Annotated in this window: 20 protein-coding genes and 1 pseudogene; 12 read left to right on the forward strand and 9 right to left on the reverse strand. The window is 59.9% G+C overall.

The genetic code is table 11. The features are described 5' to 3' along the window. The first annotated feature begins 122 nt into the window (after positions 1–122). From xylB to WHX55_RS15410, 4 genes are all read left to right on the forward strand, one after another. Entirely contained in the window at positions 123–1,628 is a 1,506-nt protein-coding gene (xylB, locus tag WHX55_RS15395) for a xylulokinase (protein ID WP_150753601.1), read from the forward strand. A 6-nt stretch (positions 1,629–1,634) separates the two neighbouring features. Then, on the forward strand, positions 1,635–2,579 hold the full coding sequence (locus WHX55_RS15400) for a carbohydrate kinase (RefSeq protein ID WP_353740723.1): 945 nt from the start codon (positions 1,635–1,637) through the stop codon (positions 2,577–2,579). Positions 2,580–2,869: 290 nt separating this feature from the next. Beyond that, positions 2,870–3,136 carry a DUF2790 domain-containing protein gene (locus tag WHX55_RS15405; protein WP_150723777.1) on the forward strand — a complete coding sequence of 89 codons (267 nt, stop codon included), beginning with the start codon at positions 2,870–2,872 and terminating at the stop codon, positions 3,134–3,136. A gap of 90 nt (positions 3,137–3,226) precedes the next feature. Then, on the forward strand, positions 3,227–3,622 hold the full coding sequence (locus WHX55_RS15410; RefSeq protein WP_150753599.1) for a hypothetical protein: 396 nt from the start codon (positions 3,227–3,229) through the stop codon (positions 3,620–3,622). On the opposite strand, the gene WHX55_RS15415 is transcribed toward WHX55_RS15410, so the two are convergent. Beyond that, positions 3,619–3,885, reverse strand: a complete 267-nt coding sequence (locus WHX55_RS15415) for a DUF1652 domain-containing protein (RefSeq protein ID WP_150753598.1) — start codon at positions 3,883–3,885, stop codon at positions 3,619–3,621. The two genes, WHX55_RS15410 and WHX55_RS15415, sit on opposite strands and share 4 nt — an antisense overlap. Positions 3,886–4,164: 279 nt before the next feature. On the opposite strand from WHX55_RS15415, the gene eco reads away from it, so the two are divergent. Beyond that, positions 4,165–4,647: a serine protease inhibitor ecotin gene (eco, locus tag WHX55_RS15420; protein WP_150753597.1), complete on the forward strand. Its 483-nt coding sequence runs from the start codon at positions 4,165–4,167 to the stop codon at positions 4,645–4,647. A 64-nt stretch (positions 4,648–4,711) separates the two neighbouring features. On the opposite strand, the gene ilvA is transcribed toward eco, so the two are convergent. Then, the gene (ilvA, locus tag WHX55_RS15425; RefSeq protein ID WP_150753596.1) at positions 4,712–5,725 is read right to left on the reverse strand and encodes a threonine ammonia-lyase, biosynthetic; all 1,014 of its coding nucleotides are present in this window, start codon (positions 5,723–5,725) and stop codon (positions 4,712–4,714) included. 247 nt (positions 5,726–5,972) lie between these two features. Here ilvA and WHX55_RS15430 point away from each other — a divergent pair, with 247 nt between their 5' ends. Next, the gene (locus tag WHX55_RS15430; protein ID WP_353740724.1) at positions 5,973–6,308 is read left to right on the forward strand and encodes a DUF2834 domain-containing protein; all 336 of its coding nucleotides are present in this window, start codon (positions 5,973–5,975) and stop codon (positions 6,306–6,308) included. A gap of 137 nt (positions 6,309–6,445) precedes the next feature. On the opposite strand, the gene WHX55_RS15435 is transcribed toward WHX55_RS15430, so the two are convergent. The 3 genes from WHX55_RS15435 to lpxO form a co-directional block, all read right to left on the reverse strand. Then, positions 6,446–7,597: a PQQ-dependent sugar dehydrogenase gene (locus WHX55_RS15435; protein ID WP_353740725.1), complete on the reverse strand. Its 1,152-nt coding sequence runs from the start codon at positions 7,595–7,597 to the stop codon at positions 6,446–6,448. 67 nt (positions 7,598–7,664) lie between these two features. Then, positions 7,665–8,012, reverse strand: coding sequence for a hypothetical protein (locus tag WHX55_RS15440; RefSeq protein WP_150723770.1), 348 nt, complete (start codon positions 8,010–8,012; stop codon positions 7,665–7,667). 232 nt (positions 8,013–8,244) lie between these two features. After that, positions 8,245–9,144 carry a lipid A hydroxylase LpxO gene (gene lpxO, locus WHX55_RS15445; protein ID WP_353740726.1) on the reverse strand — a complete coding sequence of 300 codons (900 nt, stop codon included), beginning with the start codon at positions 9,142–9,144 and terminating at the stop codon, positions 8,245–8,247. 472 nt (positions 9,145–9,616) lie between these two features. Here lpxO and WHX55_RS15450 point away from each other — a divergent pair, with 472 nt between their 5' ends. Both WHX55_RS15450 and WHX55_RS15455 read left to right on the forward strand, forming a co-directional pair. Beyond that, on the forward strand, positions 9,617–11,203 hold the full coding sequence (locus tag WHX55_RS15450; RefSeq protein ID WP_150723768.1) for an ABC-F family ATPase: 1,587 nt from the start codon (positions 9,617–9,619) through the stop codon (positions 11,201–11,203). 276 nt (positions 11,204–11,479) lie between these two features. Next, the gene (locus WHX55_RS15455) at positions 11,480–12,667 is read left to right on the forward strand and encodes an MFS transporter (protein ID WP_353740727.1); all 1,188 of its coding nucleotides are present in this window, start codon (positions 11,480–11,482) and stop codon (positions 12,665–12,667) included. A gap of 120 nt (positions 12,668–12,787) precedes the next feature. Here the strand turns inward: WHX55_RS15455 and WHX55_RS15460 are convergent, their stop codons facing one another. Together WHX55_RS15460 and WHX55_RS15465 are read right to left on the reverse strand one after the other, a co-directional pair. Beyond that, positions 12,788–13,825: a dienelactone hydrolase gene (locus WHX55_RS15460; RefSeq protein WP_353740728.1), complete on the reverse strand. Its 1,038-nt coding sequence runs from the start codon at positions 13,823–13,825 to the stop codon at positions 12,788–12,790. Positions 13,826–13,992: 167 nt separating this feature from the next. Then, positions 13,993–14,604 carry an FMN-dependent NADH-azoreductase gene (locus WHX55_RS15465; RefSeq protein ID WP_150757071.1) on the reverse strand — a complete coding sequence of 204 codons (612 nt, stop codon included), beginning with the start codon at positions 14,602–14,604 and terminating at the stop codon, positions 13,993–13,995. A 131-nt stretch (positions 14,605–14,735) separates the two neighbouring features. Here WHX55_RS15465 and WHX55_RS15470 point away from each other — a divergent pair, with 131 nt between their 5' ends. Further along, entirely contained in the window at positions 14,736–15,644 is a 909-nt protein-coding gene (locus WHX55_RS15470) for a LysR substrate-binding domain-containing protein (protein WP_150723764.1), read from the forward strand. After that, positions 15,641–15,987, forward strand: a pseudogene (locus tag WHX55_RS15475) (MmcQ/YjbR family DNA-binding protein). Before WHX55_RS15470 ends, WHX55_RS15475 begins: the two are co-directional and overlap by 4 nt. 11 nt (positions 15,988–15,998) lie before the next feature. On the opposite strand, the gene WHX55_RS15480 reads toward WHX55_RS15475, so the two are convergent. Together WHX55_RS15480 and WHX55_RS15485 are read right to left on the reverse strand one after the other, a co-directional pair. Further along, positions 15,999–16,427 carry a DUF1294 domain-containing protein gene (locus WHX55_RS15480; protein WP_150753590.1) on the reverse strand — a complete coding sequence of 143 codons (429 nt, stop codon included), beginning with the start codon at positions 16,425–16,427 and terminating at the stop codon, positions 15,999–16,001. Next, entirely contained in the window at positions 16,424–17,254 is an 831-nt protein-coding gene (locus tag WHX55_RS15485) for an undecaprenyl-diphosphate phosphatase (protein ID WP_150753589.1), read from the reverse strand. Before WHX55_RS15485 ends, WHX55_RS15480 begins: the two co-directional genes overlap by 4 nt. A 295-nt stretch (positions 17,255–17,549) precedes the next feature. Here WHX55_RS15485 and pnuC point away from each other — a divergent pair, with 295 nt between their 5' ends. Both pnuC and WHX55_RS15495 read left to right on the forward strand, forming a co-directional pair. Then, complete coding sequence (gene pnuC / locus WHX55_RS15490) at positions 17,550–18,113, forward strand: nicotinamide riboside transporter PnuC (protein WP_150753588.1); 564 nt, start codon at positions 17,550–17,552, stop codon at positions 18,111–18,113. Beyond that, positions 18,110–18,634 (forward strand): AAA family ATPase, encoded by a 525-nt coding sequence (locus tag WHX55_RS15495; protein ID WP_150757069.1) that lies wholly within the window; start codon positions 18,110–18,112, stop codon positions 18,632–18,634. The genes pnuC and WHX55_RS15495 overlap by 4 nt, the downstream gene beginning before the upstream one ends. Positions 18,635–18,819 lie beyond the last annotated feature (185 nt).

The raw sequence follows: 18,819 nt of genomic DNA on the forward strand, positions 1-18,819 counted from the left end.
GACGCGAGTTTTGTGTTTAACAACAAACCCTGTGGGAGCGAGCTTGCTCGCGATGGCGGCCTGACAGTCAGTAGAGATGCTTAATGCTCAACGATATCGATCTGACGATCCAAGGATCTTCCATGACAACCCGACAACTTTTCCTCGGCATCGACTGCGGCACCCAGGGCACCAAAGCCATCATTCTTGATGCGGCCAGTGGTGAAGTGCTTGGCCAGGGAGCCGCCAGCCACAGCCTGATCAGCGGCCCCAATGGCCGCCGCGAACAGGACACCCAGCAGTGGCTGGAAGCCTTCGCCACCGCCACCCGTCGCGCTTTATTGACGGCCAAAGTCGATGGCCCGTCGATTCTCGGCATTGGCGTCTCCGGCCAGCAACACGGCCTGGTGCTGCTCGACGATCAGGGTAAGGTGCTACGTCCGGCGAAACTCTGGTGCGATACCGAAACCACCCCGGAGAATGACCGACTGCTGGCCCACCTGGGTGGCGAAAAGGGATCGCTGGAACGCCTCGGCGTAGTCATCGCACCGGGCTACACCCTGTCCAAACTGTTATGGACCAAAGAGCAGCATCCCGAGGTGTTCTCCCGTGTCGCCCACATTTTGCTGCCCCACGATTACCTCAATCATTGGCTCACCGGCCGCAGTTGCAGCGAATACGGAGATGCCTCGGGCACCGGTTACTTCAATGTGCGTACGCGCCAGTGGGATCTGCAATTGTTGCGTGACATCGACCCCAGCGGACGCCTGCAAGCGGCGCTGCCGGAGCTGATCGACGCCCACCAGGCGGTCGGCAGCATTCTCCCGGGCATTGCCGAACATCTGGGCATCAACCCGAAGGCGCTGGTCTCCAGTGGCGGTGGCGACAACATGATGGGCGCCATCGGCACCGGCAACATCCAGCCCGGTGCAATCACCATGAGCCTCGGCTCGTCGGGCACTGTGTACGCCTATGCCGATCAGCCGAACGTCGCCGTGGATTCCGCGGTTGCCACCTTCTGTTCGTCGAGCGGCGGCTGGCTGCCTTTGATCTGCACCATGAACCTGACCAATGCCACCGGTCTGATTCGTGACCTGCTGGACCTCGACATCGATCAATTCAACGAACTGGTTGCCCAGGCGCCAATCGGTGCCGAAGGCGTTTGCATGCTGCCGTTCTTCAACGGTGAGCGGGTACCCGCCCTGCCCCATGCCAGCGCCAGCCTTTCGGGTTTGACCATGACCAACCTGACCCGGGCCAACCTGTGCCGTGCGGTGGTCGAAGGCACGACGTTCGGTTTGCGTTACGGACTGGACCTGCTACGCCGCAATGGCTTACAAAGCCGCAGCATTCGGCTGATCGGCGGCGGGTCAAAAAGTGCGGTCTGGCGGCAAATCGTCGCCGACACCATGAATACAGCGGTGATCTGCACCGAACAAAGCGAGGCCGCAGCCTTGGGTGCGGCGATTCAGGCGGCCTGGTGCGTATCCTGGGCGAACGGGCGTGAAGACAACCTGGTGGATTTGTGCGAGCGCTGCGTAAAACTCGACCCGGCCAGTGAAACCCAGCCGGTCGCCGACAATGTACAAGCGTGTCAGCAGGCGTATGAACGCTATCAACAGCAAGTCGTGACCCTAATTAAAGAGTGAACAACTATGTACCTGGTGTGTGGCGAAGCGCTGTTCGATTTTTTCAGTGAAGACGACGCCATCGGTCTGGCGTCCAAAGTGAATTTCAAGGCCATTGCCGGTGGCTCGCCGTTCAACGTGGCGGTGGGCTTACGCCGGTTGGGCGTGGACGCGGCGCTGTTGGCCGGGTTGTCCACCGACTATCTGGGCCGGCGCCTGCTGCAGGTACTGCAAGATGAAGGCGTGTGCCAGGACTACCTGCTGGATTTTGCCGCGCCGACCACCCTGGCGATGGTCGCGGTCGGGGCCAATGGCTCGCCGCAGTACAGCTTCCGTGGCGAAGGCTGTGCGGATCGACAGTTGCAACCGGAGCACCTGCCGACACTCGGGCCTGAGGTACGTGGCCTGCATATCGGCTCGTTCTCCCTGGTGGTGCAGCCGATTGCCGACACGCTATTGGCATTGGTGCGCCGGGAAAGCGGCAAGCGCCTGATCAGCCTCGACCCGAACGTGCGCCTGAACCCGGAGCCGGACATTGAGCTCTGGCGCGCGCGGATCGCGACGCTGGTGGCGCTGGCCGACCTGATCAAGGTCAGCGACGAGGACCTGCATCTGCTGTACCCCGGCCAGGACCCGGCGCAGGTGATCGAAGGCTGGTTGCAGCACCGCTGTCAGCTGGTATTCCTGACCCGGGGTGGCGAAGGCGCGAGCGTGTTCAGCCGGACTCACGGTTCGTGGTCGGCTCCTGCCTGTGGGGTAAAAATCGCCGACACCGTGGGCGCGGGCGATACCTTTCAGGCGGCGCTGATTACCTGGTTGACCGAACAGCAGCTGGATTCAGTGGAGGGCGTGAAGCAACTTGGCCGCGAGCAGATCGACCGCATGCTGAAGTTCGCGGTGCAGGCGGCGGCATTGACGTGCAGCAAGACCGGGCCGGATTTGCCTTATCGGCAGCAACTGGATTTGCACTGAGTTCGAGGGCCCCATCGCGAGCAGGCTCGCTCCCACAGGGTTGCGGGTCGTTCACAGCATTTGTGTCCACCCTTGTTCGCGATGACTTTCCATCAGGCGCCCGATGGTCTTAACTGATACACAGGATCGCGCATCCGCGACAGGCGGTGTTCAGCCGGGTTAACCCTCGTTTAACCGTGCGGTCCAACACTTCACTGGACCGCACGCCCTCAGACTGTTCTGACGCCCAGTGCGGCAAGTTCGACAAGCGACACATCGAACTGACATTCCGTCCGCACCGGAGATCGCTGATGAACACTCGCACCCTGCTGGTTACCGCCGCCCTCGCCTGCACCGCATTTGCCGGCCTGGCTCAGGCCAATGACACCACGACCTCTCAAGCCGTGCCCTATCACTACGGCATGCCATTGCATGTCAGCAAAGTGATTTCACTGACCGAGCCGGACACTCTGGAGTGCAAAGTGGTGAAGGCCGAGATGAAGTACATTGATGACACGGGAAAACCCGCAGAAATTTCCTACCGTAAACTTTCCGACGCTTGCGAGAACCAGGGCTGACCGAAAAGTCTGATTTGGCACTCGGCGGTATTCCTTTGAGGGTTGCGGCGCTATGCTCTAGCGCCTCCCTCTCTGCCGCAAGGATTCGCCATGCAGTTGTCGTTTCGCACGCTGTCGACGTTTACCGCCGCCTTATGTCTTTTGCTCAGCCTGGTCTGGGGCCTGACACCGCAATGGCTATTGTCGTTCTGGGACATCGAGTTTTCATTCGCGGTGGGATTGGTCGCGCGACGCACCGCCGTGCTGTTTGGGGCGTTGAGCGTGATCTCTTTTCTGGTTCGCAACGAACCCCCTTGTGCAACCCGCAATGCGCTGAGCCTAGGCTTCGTCGTCGGCTGTTGGGGATTGGCCGTGCTCGGTTTTGCCGAATGGCTCAACGGTCACGTCGGTCCGGGCATTTTGCTGGCAGTAGGGTTTGAACTGGCGCTGGGCCTGGCGTTCTTCCAGACCCGGCGCGTGTCCGTGGAACTCGAAACGGCAAGCTAGAGCGCTTTGCCCAGCATAGAGTGCGGCTCGATCTCGACGTGATGCTGTCTGGAACGCAGTTGGGCAATCAACTCGTTGATTTCCCGACAACCATTGAGCCCGGAGGCATCGATACCGGTGACCAATAGATCGAGTTGATCGGTTTGCCCGTCTGCATAGATTTTGACGGTCATCGACAGATCCGGTGACAGCGTGCACTGGCAGCGCTTGGGCAGAAAACTGCTTTCGATGATATTGCGAATTTCCAAGGCAGAAAGAAACATGGCGACTCCCTCCTTTGTAAGACTGCTTGACGATCAATGCTCGCTCATTTGAAATCCCGGCAAGCTTCAAGGACAGCTACAGCATAAAACATACCCTGAATTTCGCGGTGCAGTTCATCGGCAATTCAAGGGTTCAGACGGGTTACCTGTAACGACTCTCATGCCGTTTGCAATTATAGACCCTGGCGACCCTGCAATTTGCACACTGCGCATCCCGGGTTTGCATTCACTGCACACGACAGTGAAAATGCCGCCCTTCACTTCAAGCAAGGAGGCATCATGAATTCGTTGACCGTTAACGCTTGCACAGCGCTAGTCGCACTGGGGCTTGTCGGCGTGGCGCATGCCGCCAAACTCGAAGACACCGCACCCTATCCGAAGGCCGAAAGCGGGTTTACCCGCCAGGTGATCCACCTCGCGCCACAGACCCGGGAAAACGACTTCCAGGTCGAGATCCTGGCCGGCAAGACGATGACCGTCGACTGCAATAACCCGCGCCTGGGCGGCATTCTCGAGGAGAAGAACCTCGAGGGTTGGGGCTATCCGTTCTACCGCCTGGACAAAGTCATTGGCCCGATGAGCACGCTGATGGCCTGCCCGGCCGGCACGAGCAAACAAGGATTTGTACCGGTGGTCGGTGACGGCTTCCTGCTGCGTTACAACAGCAAGCTGCCGCTCGTGCTGTACGTGCCCAAGGACATCGAAGTGCGCTACCGGATCTGGTCGGCGTCGACCAAGGTCGAGAAAGCCGTTCAGGAATAACCCGGCCATCCGGCGGACCCTCGCGGCACCTGCTTGCGGCGTCCGCTGTAGACCGGCCCAAGCGTCATGCCGGGGCGCCACTCAACGCGGCGCGCTCGGCCACGTACCCCAGGCTGTCGAAGTTGATATTGGCACCCGAGTCTATCGCCACCAGTGTCTGCCCCAAAGCACCGGTCTGCGCGACGTATTTCTTGATCCCGGCCACGGCCAGCGCACCAGAAGGTTCGGTGATCGAGCGGGTATCGTCGTAGATATTCTTGATTGCGGCGCAAAGCTCATCGTTGCTGACCGTCACCACGTCATCAACGCAGAACCGGCAGACCTCAAAACCGTAAGCGCCGATCTGCGCCACCGCCACCCCATCGGCGAAGGTGCCGACGCTCGGCAACACGACCCGTTCGCCGGCATGCATCGCCGCTTGCAGGCACGCGGAATGTTCCGACTCGACGCCAATGATGCGCACCTCCGGCCGCAGGTATTTGACGTAGGCGGCGATACCCGCGATCAGCCCGCCGCCGCCCACCGGCACGAAGATCGCCTCCAGCGGCCCTTGGTGCTGGCGCAGGATTTCCATGGCCACCGTGCCTTGCCCCGCGATCACCTCCGGGTCGTCGAACGGCGATACAAAGGTGCGACCGGTCTCCAAGGCCAGGTCCAGTGCATAGGCCAGTGCAAACGGAAAGCTTTCGCCGTGCAACACCGCATCGGCGCCGCGACTGCGCACCCCGATGACCTTCAGTTGCGGTGTCGTGCAGGGCATGACGATGGTGGCGTTGATCCCCAGTTCCCGCGCGGCCAACGCCACGCCCTGCGCATGATTGCCGGCAGAAGCCGTGACCACGCCGATAGCCTTTTGCGCTTCGCTCAGTTGCACCAGCTTGTTGTAGGCGCCGCGGATCTTGAAGGAAAAGGTCGGTTGCAGGTCTTCGCGCTTGAGCAGGATCTGGTTGCCCAAGGCTTCGGACAAGGCCGGAGCCGGTTGCAACGGCGTGCGCACGGCCAGTTCATACACCGGCGCGGCGAGGATTTTTTTGACGTAGCGTTCCAGCAGGGCCTGTTGATCAGCGGTAAAACTCATGGTCGTCTCCTGACATTGATCGGGGCCCGGGAGACAGAAAGTAAAAACCCGCCTCGAGGGCGGGTTGGGTGCTGCAGTCGTGAGCTAGCCCGCCAAATGAGGAATGGCGGTAATAATGCTTGGCTGGCAGCGCAATACAGTGGAAGTCATGACCGGAAATTAGCCGGGCGTTGATGGCAAGTCAATGGCAAGTTTGCGGTGGTCGCTATAGGCTACTGATTCTATTCATTGCCCACGGAAGGAAAACATGAAGGCCATCGCCCTGCCCCTTATCGCCTTGATCGCTTTTGCCGGCTACACGGTTTCGGTGATGCTCCAGGCCGAACAATCGCTGATCGACTTCGGCATCAGCCTGATGTCACGCCCGGATACTGCGCAGATGGTGATCGATCTTTACCTGCTGGCGACGCTGGCGGGGTTCTGGATGTACCAGGATGCGCGAAAGCGCGGGCAGTCGACGCTTTCGGTGGTGCCTTATCTATTGATCACCGCTGTGTTCGTGTCGATTGGGCCATTGTTGTATCTGGTGGTTCGCGGGTTTCAGGATCGAAAGAGACCAGTTGCCGCGACTCGGCAGATCTGACCCATCGCCTGTGGTGAGGTTGAAATTGCAATCGCGAGCAGGCTCGCTCCTACACTGGATATGCAAGACTGGAAATACAAATTCCCTGAAATCTGCGGCCGCTCACTATCGCGGCTGCAGAACTCGCCAACGGTTGGTTACTTCAAGCCCACCCTGTACAACCCGCCGTTCTCCTCATCGGTCAAAACATACAAGTAACCATCCGGCCCCTGCCGTACATCGCGAATGCGTTTTTTCAACTCCCCGAGCATGCGCTCCTCATGGATCACCTTGTCGCCTTCGAACTCCAGGCGGATCAGTTCCTGGCTGACCAGCGCGCCGATAAACACGTTGCGCTGCCAGGCCTTGAAACGATCGGCATCGTAGAACGCCATGCCACTCAGGCCCGGGGATTTTTCCCAGACGTGGTTCGGGGCGACGGTGCCTTCGGCGGTCTCACCCTTGGCTTCGGGAATCGGTTGACCGGAGTAGTTGATGCCATGGGTCGCCAGCGGCCAGCCGTAATTCTTGCCGCGCTCGATGATGTTGACTTCATCGCCGCCCAGGGGGCCGTGTTCGTTTTCCCACAGCGTGCCGTTCCACGGGTTGAGCGCCGCGCCTTGCGGATTGCGCTGCCCGTAGGACCAGATCTCCGGGCGCACGTTGGCCTGACCGACAAAGGGGTTGTCCTTGGGCACCGTGCCATCCGGGTAGATGCGCACCACTTTGCCTTGCAGCTTGTCGAGGTCCTGGGCGGTCGGGCGGTCGTTGTTTTCCCCCAGGGTCACAAACAGATAGCCGTCGCGATCGAACACCAGCCGCGAGCCGAAATGATTGCCAACCGAGAGTTTGGGTTCCTGACGCAGGATCACCTGGAAATCCTTGAGCGCCGTCATATCGTCGGAGAGCCGACCGCGGCCCACCGCTGTACCGGCCTTGTCGCCCTGAGCGTCACCCTCGGCATAAGACAGATAGACCATCCGGTCCTGCTTGAAATCGGGCGACAGCGCTACATCCAGCAAACCGCCCTGCCCCTTGACCCAGACCTTGGGTACGCCATTGAGAGGTGCCGACAGCTTGCCGTCGGCGGTCACCAGTCGCAGGTTGCCGGGCCGCTCGGTCACCAGCATGTCTTTACGATCCGGCAAAAATGCCAGGGCCCAAGGGTGCTCCAGTCCCGTCACGATGGGAGTGACCTCAAGGGTGCCTTCTTCGCTTTTCATCGTTCGGATGGGCGCGGCAAGCACCGGGACAGTGGCGCTGATCAATACGCTGGCACAGAAGGTTGCCAATAAATTCTTACGCAACATGCAGGATTCCTTTTCTGATGAAAGTGAGATCTGGTGAAAAATAGCGGCCAGACGCCATGCTTGCCACTCAACGGTTGCTGGTGCCGGTGTCTCGCGGGGGTGGATTGGGAATGAATTTCGGTGGGCTGGCGGGCGCTGTCCGGTCGGGATAGCGATTGCCGATGCCACCGTTGTCCAGCGTCGGCGGGCGCGGGACCGGCACGGTATTCGGCCCGCGTATGGCCGGGGCACTGGGTTGAGTACCTTGCATGCTGTTGGGATTGGCCCGCCGAATCGGACTGTTGTAAGGGTTGTTGTTGGTGCTGCCCGGCAGGTTCTGGGCCAACTGCAGCGAAGCAGAGACGTCGGTCTGAGCCAGTGGGCCCAATACGGTACTCAAGGCCAGCGCAATGGCGCCAAACACGTATCGGTTCATGGGGTGCCTCTCTGCGTCCGCGTGGATAAGGACTTCGATACCACGCTACGCCCGAGGTTCGGATTTGTTAACCAAAAACTCGCCGGCACGATGCAATACGGCGTTGATCCGGCCTCTTCGCGAGCAGGCTCGTTCCCACAATGGACGGTGGGCATTCATGACATTTGTGGTTGGCTCAAACCTGTGGGAGCGTGGCTTGCCCGCGATGAGGCCTGCCGCCCGAACACCCGGCTCAGATCAGAATGAAGACCGCCAGCAACCCGGCAAAGATCGACCACTTTTGGAGGTAGTAAAGCTTGCGGTTGCGCTTTTTCAGTTCCTTGGCGCGCAGGCGAACCTTGTAGACCTTGCTGAACAATCGATTGAGCCCACCGGTCCGGTCTCCGTCCTCGTTCGGTGCACCGGCCGCCGACATGACATTGCGGCTGAACCAGCGATTGAATGCCGCTGCCCACCGATATTTCATCGGCCGCTCGACATCGCAGAACAAAATGATGCGATTGTGCGGCGTGGTGTTCTCTGCGTAATGAATGTAGGTCTCATCGAACATCACCGCTTCGCCATCGCGCCAATGGTAGTTCTGGCCATCGACATTGATGTAGCAGCCTTCGGTGTTGGGTGTGTCCAGCCCGAGGTGATAACGGTACGAACCGGCATACGGGTCGCGGTGGCGCACCAGTCTGGAGCCCGGTGGCAATTCGGCGAACATCGCCGCCTTGATCGAGCCAATGCCTTGTACCAGTTCGGTGGTGCGCGGGCAGAGCTTCATGGCCGACGGGTGGCTATCGCCATACCACTTGAGATAGAAGCGCTTCCAGCCGGTCTTGAAAAACGAGTTGAAACCGACGTCATCGTATTGGTTCGAACGCTTGATCTCGCCGGCGTGAAGCAAGTTCTGGCCTTCGGCACGAATTTCTTCCCAATGCGCCTGCAGCGGGCTCAGGTCGGGAAAATCAGCCGGATCGAGATACGGTTTGTTGGGGATCTTCGAAAACAGATAAAGAAAGCAATTGATCGGTGCCAGGAACGTCGAGTGATCACTCAACTGGCGGCCCAGCTTATGGCGCACTCGGCCCCGCAGGTGGACGTACGCAATAGAGACAATGTAGATAACGGCTATGATCAGTTTCACGGAAATCGTCACAAGTCGGAAGTATACAAACTGCGCCCTCACGGGTCTTGTGCAGCGGCTGAATACGAAACAGCTGCACCCTTGGTGCCATCGAGCCACGCCGATGGTCGCCGTTCAGCTGTTAGATGGCATTTTAGCCACAGTTTGTAACCAATAGTTAACCTGCAACTGTGAAAATGTGTCCGCAAAAACCGCCAAAGCGTTGCAGAGGCCTCATCGCCCTATCGTTTAAAGAGCCAGACCAGTACAATCGCCGCCAAACTTTACGCGCCCCCAGGTTGAAAGCGGGAAAATCCCCTTTCAGCGCACGTTCACTCGGGCCAAGCGCACCACATGCTGCTGTCCACTTAATGCCAGATGGATCTTCCACTGCCGATCGGGATGAATGTCCCGGGGACCGAACAGTGGAAACGGGTACTGAACCGGTACTGCCGCAACCCTAGCTACTCTGAATGCTTCGCAGGAAAAACCTTTGATTTCTACAGCTAACATCACGATGCAGTTCGGCGCCAAGCCGCTCTTCGAAAACGTTTCGGTCAAGTTCAACGGTGGCAACCGTTACGGTCTGATCGGCGCCAACGGTTGCGGCAAGTCGACCTTCATGAAGATTCTCGGCGACGACCTCGAGCCGTCCGGCGGCCAGGTCATGCTGGAGCCGAACGTGCGCCTGGGTAAATTGCGCCAGGACCAGTTCGCCTACGAAGAATTCACCGTGATCGACACCGTGATCATGGGTCACGAAGAGCTGTGGAAGGTCAAGGCCGAGCGCGACCGCATCTATTCGCTGCCGGAAATGAGCGAAGCAGACGGCATGGCCGTGGCCGAACTGGAAACCGAATTCGCCGAAATGGACGGCTACACCGCCGAATCCCGCGCCGGCGAACTGCTGCTGGGCCTGGGTATTCCCCTGGAACAGCATTTCGGCCCGATGTCCGAAGTGGCTCCAGGCTGGAAACTGCGGGTATTGCTGGCCCAGGCGCTGTTCTCCGATCCTGAAGTGCTGTTGCTCGACGAACCGACCAACCACCTGGACATCAACACCATTCGCTGGCTGGAAACGATTCTCAAGGCGCGTAACAGCACCATGATCATCATTTCCCACGACCGTCACTTCCTCAACAGCGTGTGCACCCACATGGCTGACCTGGACTACGGCGAGCTGCGTCTGTTCCCGGGCAACTACGACGAGTACATGACGGCGGCTACCCAGTCCCGTGAGCAATTGCTGTCGGACAACGCCAAGAAGAAAGCCCAGATCTCCGAACTGCAAACGTTCGTCAGCCGCTTCTCGGCCAACGCCTCGAAAGCCAAGCAGGCCACTTCCCGCGCCAAGCAGATCGACAAGATCCAGCTGGCCGAGGTCAAGCCTTCGAGCCGCGTGAGCCCGTTCATCCGTTTCGAACAGACCAAGAAGCTGCACCGCCAGGCCGTGACCATCGAGCAGATGTCCAAGGGCTTCGACGGCAAGACCCTGTTCAAGAACTTCAGCTTCACCGTCGAAGCCGGCGAGCGCCTGGCGATCATCGGCCCGAACGGTATCGGCAAGACCACCCTGCTGCGCACCCTGATGGGCGAGCTGACCCCGGACGCCGGTTCCGTGAAGTGGACCGAAAGCGCGGAGCTGGGCTACTACGCCCAGGACCACGCCCATGACTTCGAAGACGACGTCAGCCTGTTCGACTGGATGGGCCAGTGGACTCAGGGCGAGCAGATCATCCGTGGCACACTGGGCCGCATGCTGTTCTCCAACGACGAAATCCTCAAGTCGGTCAAGGTCATCTCCGGTGGTGAGCAAGGCCGCATGCTGTTCGGCAAGCTGATCCTGCAAAAGCCGAACGTACTGGTGATGGACGAACCGACCAACCACCTGGACATGGAATCGATCGAAGCGCTGAACCTGGCGCTGGAAAACTACCCGGGCACGCTGATCTTCGTCAGCCACGACCGTGAGTTCGTATCGTCCCTGGCCACCCGCATCATCGAGTTGAGCCCGAATGGCGTGACCGACTTCAGCGGCACCTATGACGACTACCTGCGTAGCCAGGGTGTGGTGTTCTAAGAGCAGCTACCAAGCCTTTAGCTGCAAGCTTCAAGTGAAAAGCCCTGTCCATGTGACGGGGCTTTTTGCATTCCGGGCCAAGGTTTCTTGTTGGTGCATAAATCATCGCGAGCAGGCTCGCTCCCACAGGGGAATGCATTTCAAAATGTGGGAGCGAGCCTGCTCGCGATGGCTGACTCAAGGGCACTGACGAGCAAAAACCGTTAGCCTGCTTTCTTTTATCCCAACGCCGCGCCATGATGCAGTTCTCCCACCGCCGCCCGCGAACGAGCCCTCATGTCTGTGCAGCAAGTGCCTCCGCAAAGCTCCATGGCGATCACCCTGCAGATCGTCTCCATCGTTTTCTATACCTTTATTGCCTTCCTCTGCATCGGTTTGCCGATTGCGGTATTGCCGGGTTATGTCCACGAACAACTCGGGTTCAGCGCCATCGTGGCCGGGCTGACCATCGGCTCGCAATACCTCGCCACCCTGCTCAGCCGGCCCATGGCCGGGCGGATGTCGGATAGCGTTGGCACCAAGCGTGCAATCATCTACGGCTTGTCGGGGATTGTGCTCAGCGGCGTGCTGACCTGGCTGTCGACCCTGTTGCAAGGCTTTCCCTTGCTCAGCCTGCTGATCCTGATCGCCGGGCGCCTGTTGCTGGGGATCGCCCAAGGATTGATCGGCGTCGGCACCATCAGTTGGTGCATGGGCCAGGTGGGCGCCGAGCATACCGCGCGGTCGATTTCCTGGAACGGCATCGCGTCCTATGGGGCGATTGCCATTGGTGCGCCGCTGGGCGTGGTCATGGTGCAACAACTGGGTTTCGCCAGCCTGGGCATTGCCCTGTCGCTGCTGGCCCTGGTCGCACTGGTGCTGATTCGCAACAAGCCTTCGGTGCCGGTGGTGCGCGGTGAACGTTTGCCGTTCTGGGCGGTGTTCGGGCGCATTGCGCCGTTTGGCGCGAGCCTGAGCCTGGCGTCCATTGGCTACGGCACCCTGACGACCTTTATCACCTTGTATTACGTCAATCGCGGCTGGACCGGCGCGGCCTACTGCCTGACCGTGTTTGGCGTGTGTTTCATTCTTTCGCGGCTGCTGTTCATATCCGCCATCAGCCGTTTCGGCGGGTTCACGTCGGCCATTGCCTGCATGTGCATTGAGACGGTTGGCCTGGTGCTGTTGTGGCTGGCCCCTTCGACCGGGTATGCGCTCATTGGCGCCGGCCTGACCGGATTCGGTCTGTCCCTGGTGTACCCGGCGCTGGGTGTCGAGGCTATCAAACAGGTGCCCAACTCCAGCCGGGGCGCGGGCCTGAGTGCTTATGCGGTGTTTTTCGACCTGGCACTGGCCATTGCCGGCCCGTTGATGGGCGCAGTGGCGTTGAACCTGGGTTATGCGTGGATTTTCTTCAGTGCGGCATTGTTGTCGGTGACGGGATTGGGGCTGACCCTGCTACTCAAGCGCCGCGCAATGGCATAAGGCTTGGTGCAGTCACCTGTGGGCGCGAGCCTGCTCGCGAAGAGGCCTTTCCATCCAGCATTGCAATTGCCTGACACACCGCTATCGCGAGCAGGCTCGCTCCCACAAGAGGTGACGCGGCTATTGATCAGCCGTTTGCATACCCGCCCGAGTCGCCCTGCCCAGGGTGCGCGAGAAGAACCTTCCGGCTTCAGAGATCAGATTGCGGTGAATGTCTTGCCGGTCGACGCCATCGGCATCGGTGCACAGCGCGGGCATGATCACGATCTGCTCGTCATTGCACGGCGCCATGAACACGAAGTGCCCTGCCCCGGCCAGCAACTTGAAGTCAGGCGCCGTCGGCAGTTTGCGCGCCAGCGCCGCGGCGTTCTTGTCGACAGCCACCAGTTTGTCGCCATCGCCGCTGTAAAGCAGTACCGGCACATGCACATCGGCCAGGGTGTGGCGGCCGAACTTCAGGCTCAACGGCGCCATCAGCATCAATGCGTGGACGCGAGAATCGGCCACCGGTTGCAGGTCGTCGCGGTCGACAATCAATTCGCCCTGGGTGTTGCAGGCATCGTGGTCATCCGGGCGCTCCTGGCAGTAACGGCGCAGGCGATCCAGGTCCGGGGTCGCGCCGGACAGAATCAATGCGGTCTCGCCACCGGCCGAGTAACCGATGACCCCTACCTGGTCGGCATTGACGAACGGCGACAGCATGGGGTCGCCCAAGGTCGCGGTAATGGCTTCGGAAATCTGGATCGGCCGGCCGTACAGGTTACTCAAAGTACCGAGTCGGCTGTGGTCTTTGGAGTTGTCACCGGGGTGAATCACCGCCACCACGACAAAGCCTTTGCGCGCCAGTGACGTGGCAAGGTCGTGCAGGGCCAGTGGGGTGCCGGTGTTTCCGTGGGACAGCATCAGCATCGGGAACCGGCCGATGGCGACCTTGGTGTCCTCCCCCGCTTCGACGGTATAACCCTCGAGCTTGCTGGTGTGCTCCCGATCACTGGAAGGATAGAAGGCGATGGCGCGCATCGGCTGCAGGTCCAGCGGGTCGAGAAAAGTCATCTCATGGAAGCCGACGCTCCAGTGAGGATGCGGTGCAGGCGCGGCGTGCACTGTATTCAGGCTGCTGAGCAGGCAAATCAGTAAAGTTGCACAAAGACGCATCATCGGATGCCCCACCTTGTTACCGGACTTGTGACGTGAACCCTGACAGCATAAGTCAGACCACAATCTGAAACGACCAGAAACAAAAAACTCCGTAGCTGGTACTTGCGTAACCAGACTACAGAGTTTTTTGGGGCTTTACCTGTACGGTGCCAACTTTTACGCAAGCCTTACGCAGCGGCGAACAACTGCTCACTGATTTGCGCGTGGGCAGCGCTCATGGCCTTGTTGCGAACGTCGTCACCGTAAGCCAGGCCTTCGGCGCGGACGATTTCGATGTCGGTGATGCCGATGAAACCGAACAGCAACTTCAAATACTCCTCGTGGGCAACACCGGTTGCCTGACCGGCGTGCATGCCACCGGAGGTCGAAACGATCACGACTTTCTTGCCACCGCACAGGCCTTCAGGGCCGGCTTCAGTGTAACGGAAGGTCTGACCGGCCACCGCGATGCGGTCGATCCAGGCCTTCAGTTGAGTCGGGATGGTGAAGTTGTACATCGGTGCGGCAATCACCACGGCATCGGCAGCCAGGAATTCGGCCAGGGTCGAGGCGCTCAGTTCGGCTTCGTGCTGTTGTGCGGCGTTGCGCAGTTCAGCGGTGGTGCCGGCGGCGACCAGGGTGGTGGCGGAGAAGTGGCTGATGGCGTCGGCGGCCAAGTCGCGGTAAGTCACCACGGCGGTTGGCTCGGCGGCTTGCCAGGCTTTGACGACTTCACCGCTCAACTGACGGGAAGCCGAGTTGTCGCCCAGGATGCTCGAATCGATATGCAGCAGTTTCATGTGGGATCTCCAAGTGAGGATCGCCCACAAGGGCGATCTGATGGGACTAATCCTACAGACGAAACCAATAGCTGATTAGACGGCAACAATGCGATAGTTCGTCCCACAGATAGAACAATCGGATTTACATCATGCAAGACCTCAACGACCTGTATTACTTCGCCAAAGTCGTGGAAGCCGGGGGGTTCGCCGCAGCCGGGCGTTTGCTGGGCATCCCCAAGTCCCGATTGTCACGGCGCATCGCCGAGCTGGAAGAGCGCCTTGGCGCACGATTGCTGCAACGCACCACCCGACAACTGAAGCTGACCGCCGTTGGTGAACGTTACCTCCGGCACTGCCAGGCGATGCTGCTGGAGGCGGAAATGGCCGACGAGGCTGTGGCCAGCATGTCCAGTGAGCCCCGCGGGCGTTTGCGGGTGTCCTGCCCCGTCGGGCTGGCCCATGAAATATTGCCGGGGGTGATCAGCGACTTTCTGGAGCGGTTTCCGCAAGTCCAGCTGGAGGTGATGTTGCTCAACCGACGGGTCGACCTGGTGAACGAAGGCATTGACGTGGCCCTGCGCGTACGGGAACTGGGCGACGAAGACCCGCTGCTGGTCACTCGCCGCCTGCGCCAGGCGCAGATGCTGATGGTCGCCAGTCCCGGCTTCCTTGTTGGCCGTGAGATCAACCATCCCGAAGATCTGAAGAGCCTGCCGGTGCTCGGTGCCCTGGAAGCCGACCGCATGGTGCACATCCGCCTGCTGGATCAAAAAGGCAAAAGTCATGAACTCGCGCTCGAGGCCCGGCTGGGCATCGATGACTTTATCGTGCGCAAGGCCAGCACCCTCTCCGGCCTGGGCTTTACGATGCTGCCCATGATGTATTGCGAGCAGGAACTGGACAACGGCTCGCTGGTGCAGTTGTTGCCCGAGTGGTCGCTACCCGGTGGCTGGCTGCAAGCGGTCTATCCTCATCGGCGCGGGGTCATGCCGGCGGTACGCGCCTGGATTGACCATTTAGTCGAGTCATTCAATGCCTGTGGGGAACGCTTGTTATGAAAGCCGGACGGATGAGCGAAGAGGATGTCGCAAAATTCTGCCTTAGCCTGCCCGGAGCGCGGGAAGACTATAAATGGGGAGGCGTGCGGGTGTTTTCGATTGCCGGGAACAAGATGTTCGCCTTGCAGGGCCTGCGGGGTGATTCCCTGGCCTTCAAGGTCGACAAGGATCTGTTTCTCGGTCATTGCGACCGCCCGGGAATTCATCCGGCGCCTTATCTGGCGCGCGCCCAGTGGATCATCATGGAAACGCCCTACCCGCTCGGCAGCGAAGAACTACAGGGCTTGCTGCAGCGTTCGTGAGCAAACTGCCAAAGCGCACTCAAGTCGGCCTGTTGCTATAGCGCCTTGTTTATCAGAACAAGGCGAACAAGTGCGCGCCGAGGAACAGGTGGTCGATCCAGAACACCTGGTGCATGAGCACGATGATCCAGAACACCAACTGGTACGAGACCTTGCGGGTTTTGTGCCGAAACGCTTGCTGGGCCAGCAAGGCACCGGGCCAGCCACCGGCGAGCTCCAGCGCATGCAGGACATTCTCCGGCGTACGCCATTGCTCGGCGCGGGCCTTGCGCTTGTCGCTCCAGTACAGAAAAAACGTCACCACGCTGACGATGCCGTAGGCCGCCAGGGGAATCAGCGACACCCCGTGCAGCCATGACGACACCGAACCCGACAGCGGCAACGCGCACAGGATTGCAAACACCAGCCACTTCAGCCGTGGCTGGCGGATCTGTCCCCCGGGCTGGCGCCCGGGGTTATTGCGCGAGCTTGAGTCACTCACGGCTTGACCGCGCTCCAGTCGACCCAGCCGAATTGCCAGGTCGCCAGGATGATCAGGCCGAACACAATGCGATACCAGGCAAACGCCGCATAGCTGTGGTTGGCGATGAACTTGAGCAGCCCGCGGACCGCGATCATCGCGAAGACGAACGCCGTGACGAAACCGATCGCGAACACCGGGAAATCAGACGGGACAAACAGGTGACGGTATTTATAACCCGAGTACACCGCTGCACCGACCATGGTCGGCATCGCCAGGAAGAACGAAAACTCGGTAGCAGTCTTGCGCGACAGGCCGAACAGTAACCCGCCGATGATCGTCGAGCCCGAACGCGAAGTGCCCGGAATCATCGCCAGGCATTGGGCGAAGCCGACTTTCAGGGCATCTTTCCAGGTCATGTCATCCACCGTTTCGGCGTGGACTTCATGCTGGCGGCGCTCGGCCCACAACATGACGACCCCGCCCACGACCAGCGCCGCTGCCACGGTGATCGGATTGAACAGGTACTCGTGGATCAGGTCGGCGAACATCACACCCAACACCACGGCCGGCAAGAACGCGATCAACAGGTTCGCGGTAAACCGCCGAGCGCCCGGCTGGGTCGGCAGGCCGATGACCACGTCGAAGATCTTGCGTCGAAACTCCCATACCACCGCCAGGATGGCACCCAACTGGATAATGATGTTGAACGCCATCGCCCGCTCGCCCCCGAAGCCGAGCATGTCGGCCACGATGATCTGGTGGCCGGTACTGGAAATGGGCAAAAACTCGGTCAGCCCTTCTACAACCCCAAGAATCAATGCCTGAAAGGCGGTCCAAAGATCCATCAATCCCCCAAAAGGCTATGCACATCGGCATGCCCCGTTAGTATTTTTCAAAAGCTTGAATTGCGATCAGCGATGCTGAAGCCCCGCGTATCAAGGATCACCACAGAACCGTAAAAATCCTGTGAAAAAACAACCCTGTTCCGGGTTAACCCGTGCGGGGCCGAAATCCTATCAGACAAGTCCGATTGGCGCTGCCGTGTTATCGCGTACCAATGAAGCACACCTTGCGCCACGGGATTCCCGACGCCAATCCGGTTACAATCCGCCCCCTCTTCGATTTCACCAAGGAACCTCCATGTCCGGGCTTGAACTGTTTGCCGCCGCCCTCGGTGTCATTGCCGTCTGGCTGACGGTCAAACAGAACCCCTGGTGCTGGCCCATCGGCCTGGTCATGGTGCTGCTGTATAGCTGGATCTTTTTTGAGGTGAAGCTGTATTCGGACATGTTGCTGCAAGTCGTCTATGCCGCCTTGCAGCTTTACGGCTGGTGGCAGTGGACACGGGGGGGTGAAACGACCCATGGCCGCGAAGTCAGTTGGCTCGATTCCCGTTCCGTGGCGTTGAGCCTGGCCATCGGCGCACTCGGCAGCCTGTTGCTGGGGGCAGCCATGGCCCACTGGACCGACGCTGCACAACCCTGGCTCGATGCCGCGCTGACCGGATTCAGTCTGGTGGCGCAGGTCTGGATGGCGCAAAAACGAGTCCAGTGCTGGCCACTATGGATCGCCCTGGATGTGATTTTCGTCGGGTTGTTCATCTATAAGGACCTGTACCTGACCGCCACCCTGTACGGGCTGTTCGCCGTTATCGCCGTGCAGGGCTGGCGCCAATGGCGCGCCGATCCGGCGTTGCGCGCATGAAAGTCCTGGTACTCACAGGCCCGGAATCCAGCGGTAAAAGCTGGCTGGCGGCCGAGTTGCAACAGCGTTTCGGCGGGGTTCTGGTCGACGAGTATGTGCGCTGGTTCATTGAGCAGAATCCGCGGAACACCACCTTGGCCGACATTCCGCACATCGCCCGCGGTCAATTGGCATGGGAAGACGAAGCGCGGGCGCAACAACCGTCCTTGCTGATCCTCGACACGCACCTGCTGAGCAATATCCTCTGGAGCCAAACCCTGTTTGGCGACTGCCCCGCCTGGATCGAACAAGCGCTACTGGCCCGGCATTACGACTTGCACTTGCTGCTGTCGCCGGAACACATCGAATGGACGGATGATGGCCAGCGTTGCCAGCCCCGATTGAGTGAGCGCCAGGCATTTTTCGAGCAGACCCTGGCCTGGCTTGAGCGCCACGCACAACCGGTTCAAGTGCTGCGCGGAGATTGGGCAGAACGCCGACTCCAGGCACTGAACGCCGTGACCCGATTGCTCGGCACCTGACCGGTGTTTGGGGCAATTTCCCCACCATCCCCCCCTGTCCCGGGGGAAAAGTGTCCGATCCTGAAACACCCTTCCTGCCTCAAACCGCCTGTTTCAGCGCCCTTCACCGCTGGATCACCGGATTTGTTAAGTCATTGATACAACGCCGCTGAAACCCTTGTTCCAGAGCGATTTATCCGCAAATA

This window comes from Pseudomonas fluorescens (assembly GCF_040448305.1).
In the GTDB taxonomy this organism is placed as follows: domain Bacteria; phylum Pseudomonadota; class Gammaproteobacteria; order Pseudomonadales; family Pseudomonadaceae; genus Aquipseudomonas; species Aquipseudomonas fluorescens_BH.

Coding starts and splice junctions, on each gene's coding strand:
- WHX55_RS15440 (WP_150723770.1), bottom strand. CDS start 8,012: ATGAACCGATACGTGTTTGGCGCCATTGCGCTGGCCTTGAGTACCGTA.
- WHX55_RS15485 (WP_150753589.1), bottom strand. CDS start 17,254: ATGGATCTTTGGACCGCCTTTCAGGCATTGATTCTTGGGGTTGTAGAA.
- WHX55_RS15410 (WP_150753599.1), top strand. CDS start 3,227: ATGCAGTTGTCGTTTCGCACGCTGTCGACGTTTACCGCCGCCTTATGT.
- eco (WP_150753597.1), top strand. CDS start 4,165: ATGAATTCGTTGACCGTTAACGCTTGCACAGCGCTAGTCGCACTGGGG.
- WHX55_RS15415 (WP_150753598.1), bottom strand. CDS start 3,885: ATGTTTCTTTCTGCCTTGGAAATTCGCAATATCATCGAAAGCAGTTTT.
- WHX55_RS15460 (WP_353740728.1), bottom strand. CDS start 13,825: ATGATGCGTCTTTGTGCAACTTTACTGATTTGCCTGCTCAGCAGCCTG.
- WHX55_RS15400 (WP_353740723.1), top strand. CDS start 1,635: ATGTACCTGGTGTGTGGCGAAGCGCTGTTCGATTTTTTCAGTGAAGAC.
- WHX55_RS15405 (WP_150723777.1), top strand. CDS start 2,870: ATGAACACTCGCACCCTGCTGGTTACCGCCGCCCTCGCCTGCACCGCA.
- xylB (WP_150753601.1), top strand. CDS start 123: ATGACAACCCGACAACTTTTCCTCGGCATCGACTGCGGCACCCAGGGC.
- WHX55_RS15465 (WP_150757071.1), bottom strand. CDS start 14,604: ATGAAACTGCTGCATATCGATTCGAGCATCCTGGGCGACAACTCGGCT.
- WHX55_RS15455 (WP_353740727.1), top strand. CDS start 11,480: ATGTCTGTGCAGCAAGTGCCTCCGCAAAGCTCCATGGCGATCACCCTG.
- WHX55_RS15435 (WP_353740725.1), bottom strand. CDS start 7,597: ATGTTGCGTAAGAATTTATTGGCAACCTTCTGTGCCAGCGTATTGATC.
- WHX55_RS15495 (WP_150757069.1), top strand. CDS start 18,110: ATGAAAGTCCTGGTACTCACAGGCCCGGAATCCAGCGGTAAAAGCTGG.
- pnuC (WP_150753588.1), top strand. CDS start 17,550: ATGTCCGGGCTTGAACTGTTTGCCGCCGCCCTCGGTGTCATTGCCGTC.
- WHX55_RS15430 (WP_353740724.1), top strand. CDS start 5,973: ATGAAGGCCATCGCCCTGCCCCTTATCGCCTTGATCGCTTTTGCCGGC.
- WHX55_RS15470 (WP_150723764.1), top strand. CDS start 14,736: ATGCAAGACCTCAACGACCTGTATTACTTCGCCAAAGTCGTGGAAGCC.
- ilvA (WP_150753596.1), bottom strand. CDS start 5,725: ATGAGTTTTACCGCTGATCAACAGGCCCTGCTGGAACGCTACGTCAAA.